Origin of the sequence: Frankia sp. EI5c, assembly GCF_001636565.1 — a bacterium.
Classification (GTDB): Bacteria; Actinomycetota; Actinomycetes; order Frankiales; family Frankiaceae; genus Parafrankia.
On record NZ_LRTK01000007.1, the window covers coordinates 102,276 to 116,347 of the forward strand.

General features: G+C 72.8%; 14 protein-coding genes and 2 pseudogenes. 5 read left to right on the plus strand and 11 right to left on the minus strand.

All coding sequences use genetic code 11. The features are described from left to right. Positions 1 to 7: 7 nt before the first annotated feature. The 3 genes from UG55_RS05470 (at position 8) to UG55_RS05480 (ending at position 1,577) form a co-directional block, all read left to right on the plus strand. Complete coding sequence (locus UG55_RS05470) at positions 8 to 697, plus strand: histidine phosphatase family protein (RefSeq protein WP_066063715.1); 690 nt, start codon at positions 8 to 10, stop codon at positions 695 to 697. Between the two features lie 169 nt (positions 698 to 866). Further along, the gene (locus UG55_RS05475; protein ID WP_066063717.1) at positions 867 to 1,064 is read left to right on the plus strand and encodes a hypothetical protein; all 198 of its coding nucleotides are present in this window, start codon (positions 867 to 869) and stop codon (positions 1,062 to 1,064) included. Between the two features lie 192 nt (positions 1,065 to 1,256). Further along, positions 1,257 to 1,577, plus strand: coding sequence for a VOC family protein (locus UG55_RS05480; RefSeq protein ID WP_083986436.1), 321 nt, complete (start codon positions 1,257 to 1,259; stop codon positions 1,575 to 1,577). A gap of 603 nt (positions 1,578 to 2,180) precedes the next feature. Here UG55_RS05480 and UG55_RS05485 read toward each other — a convergent pair. From UG55_RS05485 to UG55_RS05510, 6 genes are all read right to left on the minus strand, one after another. After that, complete coding sequence (locus UG55_RS05485; RefSeq protein WP_066063718.1) at positions 2,181 to 2,486, minus strand: hypothetical protein; 306 nt, start codon at positions 2,484 to 2,486, stop codon at positions 2,181 to 2,183. Positions 2,487 to 2,797: 311 nt separating this feature from the next. Continuing rightward, entirely contained in the window at positions 2,798 to 3,379 is a 582-nt protein-coding gene (locus UG55_RS05490; RefSeq protein WP_066063720.1) for an FHA domain-containing protein, read from the minus strand. 14 nt (positions 3,380 to 3,393) lie between these two features. Next, a complete protein-coding gene (locus UG55_RS05495) occupies positions 3,394 to 3,909 on the minus strand; it encodes a Rieske (2Fe-2S) protein (protein WP_066063722.1) in 516 nt (171 codons plus the stop codon). Positions 3,910 to 3,922: 13 nt separating this feature from the next. Next, positions 3,923 to 4,534 carry a DUF6529 family protein gene (locus UG55_RS05500; protein WP_396230811.1) on the minus strand — a complete coding sequence of 204 codons (612 nt, stop codon included), beginning with the start codon at positions 4,532 to 4,534 and terminating at the stop codon, positions 3,923 to 3,925. A gap of 201 nt (positions 4,535 to 4,735) precedes the next feature. Further along, complete coding sequence (locus UG55_RS05505; protein WP_199865045.1) at positions 4,736 to 5,245, minus strand: nuclear transport factor 2 family protein; 510 nt, start codon at positions 5,243 to 5,245, stop codon at positions 4,736 to 4,738. Then, positions 5,227 to 5,754 carry a VOC family protein gene (locus tag UG55_RS05510; protein WP_083986472.1) on the minus strand — a complete coding sequence of 176 codons (528 nt, stop codon included), beginning with the start codon at positions 5,752 to 5,754 and terminating at the stop codon, positions 5,227 to 5,229. Before UG55_RS05510 ends, UG55_RS05505 begins: the two co-directional genes overlap by 19 nt. 260 nt (positions 5,755 to 6,014) lie before the next feature. Between UG55_RS05510 and UG55_RS05515 the strand changes: the two genes are divergently transcribed. Further along, on the plus strand, positions 6,015 to 8,765 hold the full coding sequence (locus UG55_RS05515) for a SpoIIE family protein phosphatase (RefSeq protein ID WP_242423776.1): 2,751 nt from the start codon (positions 6,015 to 6,017) through the stop codon (positions 8,763 to 8,765). A 55-nt stretch (positions 8,766 to 8,820) separates the two neighbouring features. On the opposite strand, the gene UG55_RS05520 is transcribed toward UG55_RS05515, so the two are convergent. From UG55_RS05520 to UG55_RS05530, 5 genes and pseudogenes are all read right to left on the minus strand, one after another. Then, entirely contained in the window at positions 8,821 to 9,834 is a 1,014-nt protein-coding gene (locus UG55_RS05520) for a zinc-binding dehydrogenase (protein ID WP_066063729.1), read from the minus strand. A gap of 257 nt (positions 9,835 to 10,091) precedes the next feature. Continuing rightward, on the minus strand, positions 10,092 to 10,454 hold a 363-nt coding region (locus UG55_RS32765), incomplete at its 5' end, for an FCD domain-containing protein (RefSeq protein WP_242423777.1). Position 10,455: 1 nt separating this feature from the next. Continuing rightward, positions 10,456 to 10,567: pseudogene (locus tag UG55_RS46660) on the minus strand (GntR family transcriptional regulator); the annotation flags it as partial. 1 nt (position 10,568) lies between these two features. After that, positions 10,569 to 10,991 (minus strand): annotated as a pseudogene (locus tag UG55_RS32770) (GntR family transcriptional regulator); the annotation flags it as partial. Next, complete coding sequence (locus UG55_RS05530; RefSeq protein WP_066063732.1) at positions 10,978 to 12,411, minus strand: hypothetical protein; 1,434 nt, start codon at positions 12,409 to 12,411, stop codon at positions 10,978 to 10,980. The pseudogene UG55_RS32770 and the gene UG55_RS05530, both read right to left, overlap by 14 nt. Before the next feature lie 1,113 nt (positions 12,412 to 13,524). Here UG55_RS05530 and UG55_RS32775 point away from each other — a divergent pair. Next, positions 13,525 to 14,072, plus strand: a 548-nt coding sequence (locus tag UG55_RS32775; RefSeq protein ID WP_242423778.1) for an acyl-CoA dehydrogenase family protein, incomplete at its 3' end; no start/stop codon positions are given.

Genomic DNA, 14,072 nt, shown 5'->3' on the forward strand with positions numbered 1-14,072 from the left:
GGCCGCGATGCGCCTGATGCTGCTTCGACATGGCCAGACCCCGTACAACGTCGCCGGTGCGCTCGACACCGGGCGTCCGGGAGCCGAGCTGACCGCCCTGGGTCACGCACAGGCGCGGGCCCTGCCCCACGCGCTGCGCGGTGAGACGATCTCGGCGATCTACGCCTCGGTCCTCATCCGCACCCAGCTCACCGCGGCGCCCCTCGCCGAGGCACGCGAGCTGAGGGTAGCGGTGACCGAGGGCATCGAGGAGATCACTGCGGGCGACCTTGAGCTGCGCAGCGACCGCGACTCCATCACGACCTACCTCGACGTGGTCAGCGACTGGATCAACGGCGATCTGACCCGCACGATGCCGGGTGGGCAGAGCGGCCAGCTGTTCGTCGCCGGCTATGACGCCGCCATCGCGAACATCGCCGCCGCGCATGACGAGGATGACGCCGTCCTGGTCGTCAGTCACGGTGCCGCGATCCGGGCCTGGGTCGGCATCCGGGCCGGCGGGGTCGGGTCCGTCGAGGATCGGTGGCTCTCCAACACCGGCATGGTCACCCTCGAGGGCGACCCCGCGGCCGGCTGGAACCTCGTCCAGTGGCATGGCGAACCGCGGGGCGGGGCCGCCGTTCCCGACCTCGCGGCGCACGACGTCACCGGCGCTCCGGTGGGCGAGGCCGTCGCCGAGGACCGCGCGGCCGGCTAGCGACCCGGGCCAGGTGACCGTCACCAGCCCCGGCCGGCTGGCGTCGTAGCACGCCCGGAACGGAGCGGTTGCGGACCTCATCGGCAAGACCACGGTCGCCCTCAAGGTCGCCACACGGGCGGAACAGCGCGGAGCGAAGGTCTGGTGGATCAGCGCGGCAAAACGGACCGTGTTTCTGGCCGGGCTGCGGGAACTCACGCTCAACCGGGTCGGCCTGCAGGATGATCGGCTCGGCGCCTCCGACCCGGAAACGATTGCAACGCGCACCCCACTGATCATTATTCTCCGGATACATGACAGGGATGCCGAGGCCGAAAAGCAGCAGCGACTCCTGCCGCTCACCGACCAGACAGCCGATTTCCCGTAGCGGTGGGCCGGACACGAAAGCCGCCTTGTCCGTTGTCATACGGGCGGGATCATCCGCTCGTCGGAACCTCGTAGGAGGTGGCGATCACCGCCGAATGCCTTCACTCTTTCAAGATCATAAATTGAACGGGCGGCCGTCAACGCGGTTGACTATCTTGGTTCCACGCGGCCGAGCTCCGAGGTCCCCACGCGGATGCCGCTGACCTGCCGAACGCAGCGGAGCGCGCCCGCGCACACCGGGTGGCGGAGCTGTCGAGACTGCCTGTGGCGTCAGCCGGCCGGGCCGACGGTGTTCGCGGCGTTCGAGTCGGAGAGCGACTACTCCGGATCCCGGGCCCAGCGGACCAGGCTCAACTTCCGGGTCCGCGACCTGGAAGCCAGGCTCACGCAGTTGCGCTCCAAGGGAGCGGACGTCGCGGAGGAGATTCAGGAGATCGAGGGGGTCGGGCGATTCGGCTGGGTCGCCGAGCCGGACGGCAAACAGGTCGAGCTTCGGCAGCCCGCCCGACCATAGGACCCGGGCGAGGCGAGGGCTGCGGGCGGTGCGCCACGGTTGCCGGGAACATGGAGCCCGGGAAACACAAAAGCTGGAAACACGAGGGCTGGGAAGCGCGAAGGCCCGGGAGATGCGAAGGCTGCTGGTAGCAGATGGCACGTGTGTGCCGGGCCTTCGTCAGTGCTCCCGGGCCTGGGCCGGATTCCGCCCGCCGGCGGAATCCTCATCGAAGGGCCCTACCACGGGTACGCCCTCCGGAGCGGGGTGTGCTCACGCCGATCACCGCCGGGGCAGGAGGGGCCCCGCCAGCTGGCTGCACACCCGGTTCGCGCGGTCATCGCCTGACGCGTTCTCACGGCTCCGCTGATTCCCACCCTCTCCCTTCTCCCGCCCCGGCTGCCATTCCGGGAACAGGACCTATCCTGCCCTCGCAGACCTTCGCTCCCCAGGGATAGCTGTCCCCCCGCAAGCGGGACGAAAGCCTGCCCCGGCTGCCCACACAGCCCGGACTACCCTGACCGCGACACCACGCGAACCGCGGTACCGCGGCACCGCGGGGCCTGGGCACGGTCGGCCGGTGTGCCCCGGCCCGCGGCCACGCCTTCGCCCTCCCGCGGTAGGTCAGCCCGGTGTTGCGGGAAGGCCGGCGGCGAGCCGCACCGCATAGACCTGCTCGTGGTCCGCGGGGGTCCACATCCAGCCGGCGCCGAGGCGCGAGCCCAGCGTTTCGGTGGCCCGCACCGCATAGGGCTCTTCCGGGTTGGTCATCCCCCAGCGTTTCGCGATCGTTCTGGCGGCGTCGCGGGCGACGGCGACGGCCTGCTGCTCATCGGGGTAGACGCCGATGATACGCAGCGCCGGCTCCTCGATCACCCCGCATTCGATGCAGCCGACCTTGCAGACGAGCCACTCAGTACTGCCGCTCACCGGACTTCCCTTCCGCAATGTCCGCGGATTCCCGCCCCACCTTCCGGCCGGGCGGGCCGCGCACGACTCTCCGGGCGCCGGAACCGGCCGTGGCCGGTGCGGGCGGGCCGACGGGTCGCCGGTGCCCACGGATTTCCAGGCCGCCGGGGTGGAACGTTTCCCGGCGAACACCGGACCGCCGCGGGGAAAGAACGGCCGCGGCCGGTTTCCGGCTGCTCTGTTCGCCGGCCAGAATACGCAGCGACCGCACCGGAAAATCCCCGGCCGGGACGTCGGGTGGATCACCCGTTCCCGCCGGACGGGCAGCCGGCTCAGCGCAGTGCCACGAGGGCACCCAGCGTGAAGCCGACCGCCCCGAGCCAGACCAGGGTGGGCAGCATGCGCAGCCAGCCCGCCAGCGCAGGGGCGGGCGCACCGCCGCCCGCAGGCCCGGCACCGCCCGCAGGCCCGGCACCGCCCAGCCGCCCGGCAGGCCCAAGCCGCCGGCCACCCGACCGCGGAGCAGGTCCCGCTGCACGCCCCTGCCCGGCGAGGACGGTCTCGGCCTCGGCGTTCCCGGCGTCGAATCCGGCGGGCACAGCCGGCGGCCGCTGTCGTGGCCGCTCGGCGCGCAGCAGGATCTCGGGCCCGTCCGGTCCGCCGAGCCGCAGGCGCACCTCTCCCTCGACGACGAGCTGTTTCGCCCGGGCGCCGGCCTGCCAGACACCGTTGCTGCTCAGGTCACGGGCAACCCACCCCCGCGGCTCCGGGACGAGCTCCACATGGCGCCGGGAGACCTTCGCGTGGGCCACCGGGACGTCCGACTCGCGGCCGCGGCCGATCACGTGGGGACGGTCCGGGCTCAGTTCCACCGTGCCGGTGGCCGTGGTCACCCGGATGCTGCTCAGCTCCATCTGCGTCCGTCTCCTCAGGCACCGAACACGGCATCGTCACGGACGGTCACCGCGATGGGCGGTAGCTTCTTCTTCGCTGGCCCGGCCACCGGCTCGCCGGTGAGCGCGTCGAACCTGCTCCCGTGGCAGGGGCAGATGATCTGACCCTTCGCCACCGAGGAGACAGTGCAGCCCTGGTGCGTGCACACGGCCGAGAACGCCTGCACCCCGTCGCCACCATCCCTGACCAGGACGATCCCGGCGTCACCGAGCACCAGCCCGCCGTTCGGGGGCACGTCGGCCAGCTGGGCGAGCGGCGCCGGACCGCCGCCGCCGGCAGCACCCCCGCCGGCAGCACCCCCGCCGGCAGCACCGCCGCCACCGGCGGCACCGGCTCCGTCGCCAGGACCGGCTCCATTCGCCGCGGCCGTGCGTGGCTTCGGGTCGGCGGCCGCACTGTTGGAAGCGACGGCGTAGCCGGCGGCGGCACCCGCCACGGTCACGACCAGGCCCGGCAGCACAACTCGCCTCGTCGGCGTTTCCTGCGCCATCTCGCTGCCCTTCTCAGAACTTCGGGAGGTCGGGTCGGGTGAAGAACCACAGCGAGGCGGTCAGCCAGAGCACCACCAGGCAGAGAAGCACCGCCGAGCCCAGGAGCGGCAGCGCCCACCCGGGGAGCCGGGCAGTCCGCAGCCCGAGCATCTTCGCCGCGTAGGCGCCGTAGAACAGGCAGCCGACCAGGCTGTGGACGAGGGTGCGGGCATCATCCGCGGCGAAGCCGAGCGCCCACACGCAGTGCAGGGCCACGGGGAGGGTGAGGACGAATGCCACGGTGCCGCTCCAGCGGTGCACCGGCACGGCCCACGCCGGCGCGGGTCCCGCCCCTGGCAGCCGCCCCCACATCCACAGCGCGGTGGTGAGCTGCACCAGCAGCAGGGCGGCGGCCCCCGTCGTGAGCCAGGCCTTCATCGCCAGCATGCCGGAGAAGCCCAGGGTGAACAGCGGACGGGCCGCGGGTTCGTGCGCCTTCGCGTACACGCCGAGCGACAGCGCGACAGCCACGCCTGCGAGCAGCACCAGGGCAAGACCCGTCCGGGCCGGCCGGCCGGCCGCTGCGTAACCACCCGCCGACGGATCAGCATCGGGTGTGCCGATCGGTGTCCGGCTCCTCGCCATCCGCCCCCCTCTCCACCGAAATGATCGTCCGGACGCACTATCCGGCACAGGGCAACGGTGGACGCGGGATCGTCAGCCGGGTGACAGCCGATTGGCAGCGAGTGACAGTCCAGGACCGAGTTGCCGTGGACGTGGTTGCGCTCGGCCACCGCGGCCCGGCTGCCGTTGGTCTCCAGCCGGGCCGCCGGCGTCTCGAACAGGTCAGGCCGCGGGGACGGACCCGCTGTCCCAGTAGTCGACGCGGTGCGCGACCATCGCGTCCCGCAGCGTCAACAGCCACAGTCCGCGGATGCGCAGCGGCCCGCCCGCCGTCGAGGCCGTCATGAGATACGGCACGGCCAGCCGGTCGCCCGCCGTGACCGGCTCGCCGTCGGGGGCGTACCGCAGGCCGGGGAAGGAGGCGAAGAAGCCCGGCAGCCGCTCCCGGTAGGCCGCCCGCCCGGCGCACCCCCGACCGACCGGCGACGCGTGCTCGTTGCGGAAGTCCTCGGTGACGCAGGCCGCGACGGCGTCCGGATCACCGGCGTTGAGCGCCGCGATGTAGGCCGCCGCCGGGGCGGGCAGACCGCTCCAGGCTCCCGGCAGGCCGCTCCCCCCTGCCGGCAGTCCGCTCCGCCCTGCCGGCAGACCGGTCCCGGCCGCGGGCGCGGCGGTCCCGGCGCCCGGGGAACCGGTTGACCGGGCCGTGGCGGTCACCGCTTCGGGCCCCACAGCTCCCGCACGGTCTCGAAGACCCGCTGGTTGTGGCTGAACTCGATGACGTTTCCGTCCGGGTCGGTGACCGCGCAGATGTAGCCGATCGGGTCGGGCATGTCCCGCGGCTCCCAGTGCAGGCACCCGGCGGCCCGGGCCCGGTCGGCGGCGGCGTCGACGTCCGCGCGGGTGGGCAGTTCGATGCCGATGTGCGCGAACGGTTTCATGATCCCCTGCTGGCTGCCGCTGCTGTGGTTGAAGGCGGCGAGCACCAGCACGAACGGCGTCTCCCACTGCCCGGGGTTCGACAGCCAGGCGTTGCGGCCGTCGGCGTCCGCGCGCTCCGCCACCACGACCAGCGGGGTCATGCTCGTGTAGAAGGCGATGGACGCGTCCAGATCGCCGGACGGAAGCGCGATGTGGGTCCAGCGCGGCTGGGTGAGCCCACCCTCGGCGCCCGGCCCGGTACCCGCCTGGGCCGCGGGCCGCGCCGCTGTTGTCGCCGCTGTTGTCGCGTCGATGGTCACCGGCGTCACTCCCTCGCTGTCCCGCCCGCCCGACAACCTGGCTCGTACCCGGTCCGGTGATCGGTCCCACGTCGGTGGGGTCACACCGTCGAGTCCAGATGCTGGGAAGACTGGGCATCCGTACCGATGTGCCCGGAGCACAAAGGCGCCACGGTAGAACACTCTGACCCACGTGGGCGGTTTCCGGGGCGTGTTGGCCGCGGCGGTCGATTACGAGGGCCGAACGGGTGCTTTGCGCCGGACACAGGTATACATGGGCAGTGGACAACGGCTCGGCCGGAGCGGACCCGCGGCCAACGGCGGAGCCGGTCGCGGAGCGTGCCCGGGCGCCCCGGCAGGCCGAGTGCTGGGTTTCGGTGGGCAGGTGGGCCCTGGGCAGCGACCCGTCGGCGCCCTCCATCGTCCGTCGGCTGGTGAAGACTGCCCTGGCCGGTGAGCTGTGGGCCGAGCTGCGGCCGGACGCGGTCCTGGTCGCCAGCGAACTGACGACCAACGCCTGGCTGCACGGCAGCCCCCCGGTCGAGGCCCGGCTGTTCGTCGCTGACCGGGCCGTGCGGATCGAGATCGCGGACGGCAGCCCGGCCGCTCCGGTGTGCCCGCCGACGGGCGGGCAGGGGCTCACCGGCCGGGGCATCGGGCTGGTTGCCTCGCTCGCCGCCCGGTGGGGCGTCGACGGCCGCGAGGGCGGCGGGGCCGTGGAGCGCGGTGAGGGCGGCGGGACCGGCAAGGTCGTGTGGGCGGAGCTGACCCTCGAGGCCGCCGACTCCGTCACCGCCCCGCTCGTGGGCGCCTCGATCAGCCCCGATCCGCCGCCGGGCAGTCCGGAGCTGGTCACGGTCCGCCTCGGGGACATCCCTACGGAGCTGCTGCTCGCGGCGAAGAACCACGTTGACGGGCTGGTGCGGGAGTTCGCGCTGGCGACCGCGGGTGCCGAGAGCGGTTCGAGCGAGCCCCTCCCGGGCCGGCTCGCGGAGTTGCTGCGGATCGTGACGACCCGGTTCGCGGCGCCCCGGGAGGCGATCAAACGGCAGGCACTGGCCGCCGCGGCGACCGGCGCGCCACGTACCCAGCTGGATATCTCGCTGTCGCCGCGGTCCGCCGACGCCGGCGAGGCCTACCTCGCGGCGCTGGAGGAGATCGAGAGCTACGCCCGCGCGGCCCGGCTGCTCACCCTGCAGTCGCCGCCGCAGCACATCGCCTTCCGCCGCTGGTACGTGCGGGCGCTGGTGGAGCAGCTGCGCGCGGTGGAGGCCGGCGAGGCCCGGCCCGCCACACCGAGTTTCGAGCAGTTCCTGCTCGACACGCTCGATGCGGAGGTCCTGGCCGGGCGGGCCGCCGAGCGGGCGGCCCGCCTGCAGCAGGTGACCGCCGCGCTGGCCGGCGCCACGACACCGGAACAGGTCGCGGCGGTCGTCGTCTCGGAGAGCGTGAACTCCCTCGGTGCCTCGGGCGGCGTCCTGCTGGTCCCCGCCCAGCCCGGGGATCCGGCGGGCGAGATCCAGATTCCGGGGGCCGTCGGGTACGGCGAGGAGCTCATGGCGCAGATCCGCGCCGAACGCCTCGACGACCGGCTGCCGGCGGTGCACGCCCTGCGCAGTGGCCAGGCGGTCTGGCTGGAGTCGCGGGCCGAGTGCTACGCGCGTTACCCCGCGCTCGCCCAGCTGGAACCGGGCGTGGTGGCCATGTGCTGCCTGCCGCTCGTCGTCGCGGACCGGGTGCTGGGCGCGCTGCGCTTCTCCTTCGACCACTCGCGCCTGTTCGACTCCGACGAGCGCGGTTTCGTGGAGGCACTGGCGGCGCAGACCGCCCTCGCACTGGAACGGGCTCGGCTGTTCACCGCGGAACGGCAGGCCCGGGATCGGGCCGCGTTCCTCACCACCGCGGGCGAGCTGTTCGTCTCGACCCTGGACTCCGGCCAGATACTCGACCGGCTGATCCGGCTGCTGGTGCCGCGCTTCGCCGAGGCCGCGGCCGCCTGGCGGATCCCGGCGAGCGGTTTCTCCGAGGAGACCGCGCTGGATGCCACCGCCGTGACCACCGCCACCGCGGGCCGGTCGGACGCCCTGCGCTCGCTGAGTGGCCACCCACCGCCCCCGGTCCTGGCGGCGTCCACGCGCCGCGAGACCGTGCGGGACGCGGCCAGCGGCACCCTCGCGATCCCGCTCGTGGTCGCCGGCCGAAGCGCCGCGGTCGTCGCGCTCGGCCGGCCGGCGTCCGGGGTGGGGCCGGGCGACACCGACCTGATCGAGGATCTGATCCGGCGCGCGTCCGGCGCGTTCGGCAACGCGCTGCAGTACGAGCGCGAACGTGAGATCGCGGTGACCCTGCAGCGCAGTCTCCTGCCGCGCACGCTCCCCCAGGTCCCCGGGCTGACCTTCGCCTGGCGGTATCTGCCGGGCAGCGCGGGGGCACTGGTGGGCGGCGACTGGTACGACGTCCTGGTCCTGGACGACGGCCGGCTGGCGCTGGTCATCGGGGATGTCATGGGCCACGGGCTGCACGCTGCGGCGACGATGGGCCAGCTGCGCGCGACGGCCCGGGCCTACGCGGTGGAGCGCTTCCAGCCGGCTGCCGTCCTCGCCGCGCTGGACGCGGCGATCAACCGCCTGGAGCAGGCGAGCATCACCACCGTGGCGATGGCCGTCCTGGACCCCGCCAGCGGGAAGCTCACCGTGGCGTCCGCCGGCCATCTCCCGCCGCTGGTGATACCGCCCCACGAGCGGCCCTGGTACCCGGCGGTCGAGCCGGGCCCGCCGCTGGGCGCCGGCTCGCCGGACTTCCCGGAGCTGGAGCTGACCCTGGAACCCGGCAGCACCCTGTTGCTGTTCACCGATGGGCTCGTCGAGGACCGTTCCCGCCCGATCGACACGGGTCTGGAGCTGCTTCGGCGGCACGCCGCGCCCGGTCTCTCGCCGGAGCGCCTCTGCGACGGCCTGCTCGCCACGCTGGACCGGGCCCGGGGCAACGAGGACGACGTGGCCATGCTCGCCGTCAGCCTGGACGGCGAGTGAGCCGGTTCCCGACGGCGCCGGGGCACGCACCCCTCGTCACCGGACGGGCGTCGCCCTAGGGCTGGAGGATGAGGCGCAGCGGGTTCCCCTCCTTGGTGTGCATGCGCTGGACGGCGACACTGGCCTTGGCCAGCGGGAGCACGTCCGTGATGGAGCGGGAGAAGTCCAGCCGGCCGTTCTCCACCAGGTCGACCAGCTGCGGCACGACCTCGGCGGTAGACCCGAAGTGCCCGATGATGCGGTGCTTCATGTAGCTGAACGTCGTGCTGTCGCGGATCGTCAGCGGGCGGCCGGACAGGCCGACGATCACCAGTCGACCCTCGGGCCCGAGGACGGACAGCGCCTGGTCGTACACCGAGCTGGAGCCGGCGAAGTCGAAGGCGGCATTGAGCCCGGCGCCCCTGGTCAGAAACAGGACCTGGTCCTTGATTGTCCGGTCGCGCGGGTCGAGGGCGAGGTCCGCGCCCAGCGCCAGGGCCCGCTCACGGGCGGCGGGAACGGGGTCGACGGCGACGATCGGATAGGCGCCGACGGCTCGGAGCACCTGCACCGCGTGCGCGCCCAGCCCGCCGACCCCCCACACACCCGCCGCCTCGGCCGGCCGGACCTCGCCCGTGTGCACGATGGCACCCCAGGGCGTGGACACCGCGTCCGGGATGATGGCGGCCTGTTCGAACGGGATCGAATCCGGCAGGGCGAACACCGAGTCCATGGCGGCCACGGTGTACTCGGCCCAGCCCCCGTCGTAGTCGACCCCACGGGTGTAGGTCTCGCCGTCCCTGTTCTCCCCGGCCTGCAGGACGACCCGCTGACCCTCCCGCCAGTCCGACACCTCGGGGCCGAGCTCGACGATCGTGCCGGCCACCTCGTGCCCGATCGTGACGGTGTCGTCCAGGAGGTGCCGCGGGCGGCCGAGGGTGCCGTCGATGAGATGGACGTCCGACATGCAGACGCCCGCGGCGGCCACCTTCACCAGCACCTGCCAGGGACCGGGAACGGGCCGCGGGACATCCTCGATCGTCAGTGTGCGACTGGGTATGTGGAGGCGAGCGGCTCGCATCAGGTCCACAGGTTTCTTCCTCCCCATTTTCTGCCAGGGATCGGGAATTCCGGCGTCGCCAACGTGTCCGCCTCCANCTCCTCGCTGCCGCGCGCTCACCCGGCCTGGCGGCGCACCGGCATACCCCCTCATCGGCGGAGCGCCCTGTTTCTCCGCCCGTGGACCCTTCAGCGGATCTTAACTCCTTGGCGCGGCGCCACCGGGACCGGTGACGGCGCACGCACCGGTGACGGGCGGAAGCGACGGACGTCGCGGGAGCCGGGGGCTCACTCCGCCGTGTCGGGGATCCAAAGAATGTTGCGGCTGCGCAGCATCGTGACGACGCGTTCTCCGTGCTGTTCCAGCAGAGCGACGAAGGCGGCGTTGGCGCCGGCGCCGTCACGGGCCTTCACCGCCCGGTAGACCGCGGAGATCCCTTTCTTCTGCGGAGCGATCGAACCGGGCACGAGCTCGAAGAAGTTGCCCGGGACGATGCCGACCATCAGCCGGCTCATCGACTTGAGCCGAGACGACCGCGCCAGCGCGAAGATCTGCCGCAGGAACACCTCGTTCGCCTCGAGGACGGCGGCGGGGTCGGTCGCCGCGTGCAGCGCGCGCTCGGCGGTCCGCAGCCGGCCGATCCCCTCGTCNGTGCCCCGCTCGGTGGCGCGCGCGGCGGCGAAACCGTAGAGCATGCCCAGAATGCCGTAGTGGTCGCGGACGGAGTTCTCGTCCAGACCGTGGACGAAGGCGCCCCGGTGCANCTCGTTGGTCACCCAGCCCTCACGATCGAGGACGATGATCGCTTCACGGACCGGGATCCGGCTCACGCCGAGCTCCTCGGCGATCTCGTCCTGGCGAACATGATCACCCTGGCGAAGCACGCCGGTGAAGATCAGGTTGCGGATGTGCTCCGCGACCTGGGTGCCGCTGCTGCGGCGGTCGATCGTCGGCCGCCGGCCGCCTCGATCTTCCGAAACAGGGGCCGACGGAACTCGACCATGGCCAGGTATCGGGGGCTCCTTCGGGTCTTCCGGCGCCGGCCAGCGGGACGAAAGCCCACCACACGGCCAGGCACCGAGGTTGCGACAGCTTCTCGATCGTATACATCTGGCGGAGCGCACCTGTCTCCGGCGGCACCGTGACAGCACCGGTACCCACACCGCCGAATATTCACGTTGAGTCATCGGCGGGTGCGCCGGTGACCGGCCGGGCCGGTACCCGACCCGGCCAGGCGACGGGCGGCCCGCACGCTCCGACCAGGGCGTCGGTCGCCCGGTAGTCAACCGGCACCTCGATCACGTGCACACCCGGCCGCGTCAGCGCCGCGGCCAGCCGCTCCCGGTGCTCCCCCGCCGAGCCGATCGCGCGGCCGCCGCTGCTCGCCGTACCGCCCACGCCCCAGATCTCGATCACGACCGTGCCGGGACCGGCGGCCGCCCAGTCGAGCAGCGTGGGCACGGCACCGTCCGCGGGCAGGCTGTCGACGACGGCGACCGCGACACCGCCCGGGCGCAGCGCCGCGCCCAGCGCGCCGGCCACCGCCACACCGACCGAGCCCACCGGAGGGACGCGCACGCTGCCCAACCGGGTGGTGGGCAGCGCCCGCGCGACCCACAGCCCGGCGAGACCCGGCTCGGTCCACACCGCGGCCCCCTCGGGCAGCATCTCGGCGACGTCGGCGGCCGCGCGCGCCGGGTTGAGCGGCGCCTCCGTCCGCCCGTACAGGGGCTGGACGACCGCGGCGAGATCCCGGTACAGCCGCGGCCGCCCGGCGTCCACCGTGCCGCCCGGCCGCAGGACGGCGGCAGCGGCGGCCAGGTCACCCGGCGCCAGCCCGAAGATCCGTTCCGCCGGGACTCCCGCGGCCCGCGCCAGCGCCTCCGGCCACTCGTCTGTGTCCAGCCCGACGGTCACGACGGTGCCCGCACCTCTGCCGGCCCCGGCGAAGGCGAGGGCGAGGTCGAGTTCCTGCAGGCCGCCGGTTCCGAGGTGGAACGGGCTGTCCCAGCGGAACAGGCCCTTGGCCGTGAAGGTGTTGAGCACACCGAGACCGGTGCGCTCCGCGAACGCCCGCAGCAGGCCGGCCGCGCCCGCCCGGACCACCCCGCGGCCGGCCACGACGAGGTCCACGGGCAGCTGGACGAGGTCGGCCGGCAGGCTGCCGGGCGCCACAGTCGGGAATCGGGCGGCGAGCGACGGGTCGTCCCGAGCGGCCAGCGGGTCGAGCGGGGCTGGCGGGTCGAGCGGGACGGCCGGGTCGAAGCCGAGGTGGAGGCGCACGGCTCCATCGCCACTCCGCCGCGCCCGCGCGACTTCCGCGACCAGCTGCGCGGGCGAGGCGACCGGAACCAGCGAGTGCGTCGGGTTCGGCGGGTACGGCGGGTACGGCGGTCGGGAGAGCAGGGTGAGCACCTCGCCGTCGAGGACCGCACCCAGACCACCGCCCATGGTTCCGGCCGCCTCGGCGAGCAGCAGGGCACTCGGCACATCCGGCGCCCGGTGGCAGCCGAGCCCACTCTGGTCCGCACCGCCGGGAGCCGGGGTGCCCGGGGTGTGCAGCAGCAGGCCGACACCGAGCCGCTCCAGCAGATCCCGCAGCACCATGTCGTCTCCGCCCGTCAGCGTCGTCTCCGCCCGTCAGCCCACCGGCACCGCCGGCCACTGCTAGGATAATTTATACAAAGTGAGCACCGAAGACACCCGTCAGCGCCTGCTCGCGCGGGCGGCGACACGGGCCGCGGCGCGCCGGCCGGGCGACGGGGAGGCAGTGCGATCAGCAGCGGTCACAGGTCCCGCCAGCCTTCCTCCCGGTCCGTTCGGGCGGGCTGCCGGCCGATGCGCATCGGCGAGAGCGGGGCGTCACGCATGAGGAACCTGTGGGTCGACTCGCTGGCGTCCAGCAGCCGGCGCTGCCAGCGACCCGGGCCCGACCGGCGGTCCAGCACGGCCTTTTCCAGCTCGGCCCAGGCCTCCCAGCTCGGAATCGCCCAGATCAGGATGCACTCCGAGTCGTCGGCCAATGCCGCGTGAAAAGCACCCACGAGCTGCCAGCCGTGTTCACCGTAACGCGGAACCGCCTCCTCCGCGACGACGGAGAGAAAATCAGGCGCCGTTCCGCGCGGGACCCTGATCAGCTCATGGGCGTACAGCTCGCCGCGCACACCGGCCGCGCACAGCTCGCCGATGGTGCGGGTCCACGGCGCCGGCACGAGGACCNGGTCAAAGCCGCCGCTGCGATAGTCGGCCGCCTCCAACCACCATTTCTCGAGTTTCGGGTCCTGGAACGCGGCGCCGGTCGTCTCGTGCCGCAGACCGGCGGCCAGCCCGTCGAAACCGTCCTCCTCCCACAGGTTGACGACCTGCGGCCACCGGCCCGTGGTCCCGACGACCCCCCAGACGCCGTAGCACAGCTGATTGCGTTCCTCCTGGCCGATCGGACTCCAGTTCGCCGTCATGTGATGGACGTACCTCCCACGGTTCGCGCCCTTGATATCAATGAACTCGTGCGTGTAGACCTTGGTATTCATGGACCACGCCCTCCTGGCGCACGAACGGCGCCGGAACATTCCCCAGACGACGTCGACAGAATAACTGGATCGCCGATCCCGTGGCTAGTGCCGGTTTTACCGGCGACAATCACCAGGACCCTTCCTGGCGCCTTCCCGGCGCGTGCCCGGCGCGTGCCCGCGGGCCGTTACCAGAGATTCGGGAGGATCGATGAGTACGTCGTTCAGCACGGAGCTGGAGGAACTGCGCTCGGCGGTGCGCTCGTTCCTCGACGACTCCACCCCGCCGGACACCGTCCGTGCATATATGGGCACGATCGCGCATTTCGACCGGGCGGCCTGGTCCGTCCTGGCCGAGCAGCTGGGCCTGCTGGGCCTGGGCATTCCGGAGGAGCACGGCGGAGCGGGCCATGGTTTCGCGGAGCTCTCCGTGGTCTTCGAGGAGATGGGCCGGGTCCTGTTCGGCGGGCCCTTCCTCGCCACCGTGGCCGCGGGTCAGGCGATCCTGCACACGGGTCACGTCACCGCCGCTGCTGAGCTGCTGCCCGGGATCGCGGCCGGCCGGACCATCGCCACCATCGCCGTCGCGGAGCGCGACGGCCGTTGGGAGGACGCCTCGGTACAGGCACGTGCCACCCGGGAAGGCGACCGGTGGCGTCTGGACGGCACCAAGATGTTCGTGCTGGACGGCTGCGTCGCGGACCTGATCCTCGTCGCTGCCCGCACCGAGCGTGGGGTCGGTCTGTTCGCCGTCGACGC

What these genes read in the sequence shown, in the direction of transcription:
- UG55_RS05480 (WP_083986436.1), top strand. Translation starts at nt 1,257, where the DNA reads ATGCCGCTGACCTGCCGAACGCAGCGGAGCGCGCCCGCGCACACCGGG.
- UG55_RS05500 (WP_396230811.1), bottom strand. Translation starts at nt 4,534, where the DNA reads ATGGCGAGGAGCCGGACACCGATCGGCACACCCGATGCTGATCCGTCG.
- UG55_RS05470 (WP_066063715.1), top strand. Translation starts at nt 8, where the DNA reads ATGCGCCTGATGCTGCTTCGACATGGCCAGACCCCGTACAACGTCGCC.
- UG55_RS05490 (WP_066063720.1), bottom strand. Translation starts at nt 3,379, where the DNA reads ATGGAGCTGAGCAGCATCCGGGTGACCACGGCCACCGGCACGGTGGAA.
- UG55_RS05530 (WP_066063732.1), bottom strand. Translation starts at nt 12,411, where the DNA reads ATGGTGCTGCGGGATCTGCTGGAGCGGCTCGGTGTCGGCCTGCTGCTG.
- UG55_RS05495 (WP_066063722.1), bottom strand. Translation starts at nt 3,909, where the DNA reads ATGGCGCAGGAAACGCCGACGAGGCGAGTTGTGCTGCCGGGCCTGGTC.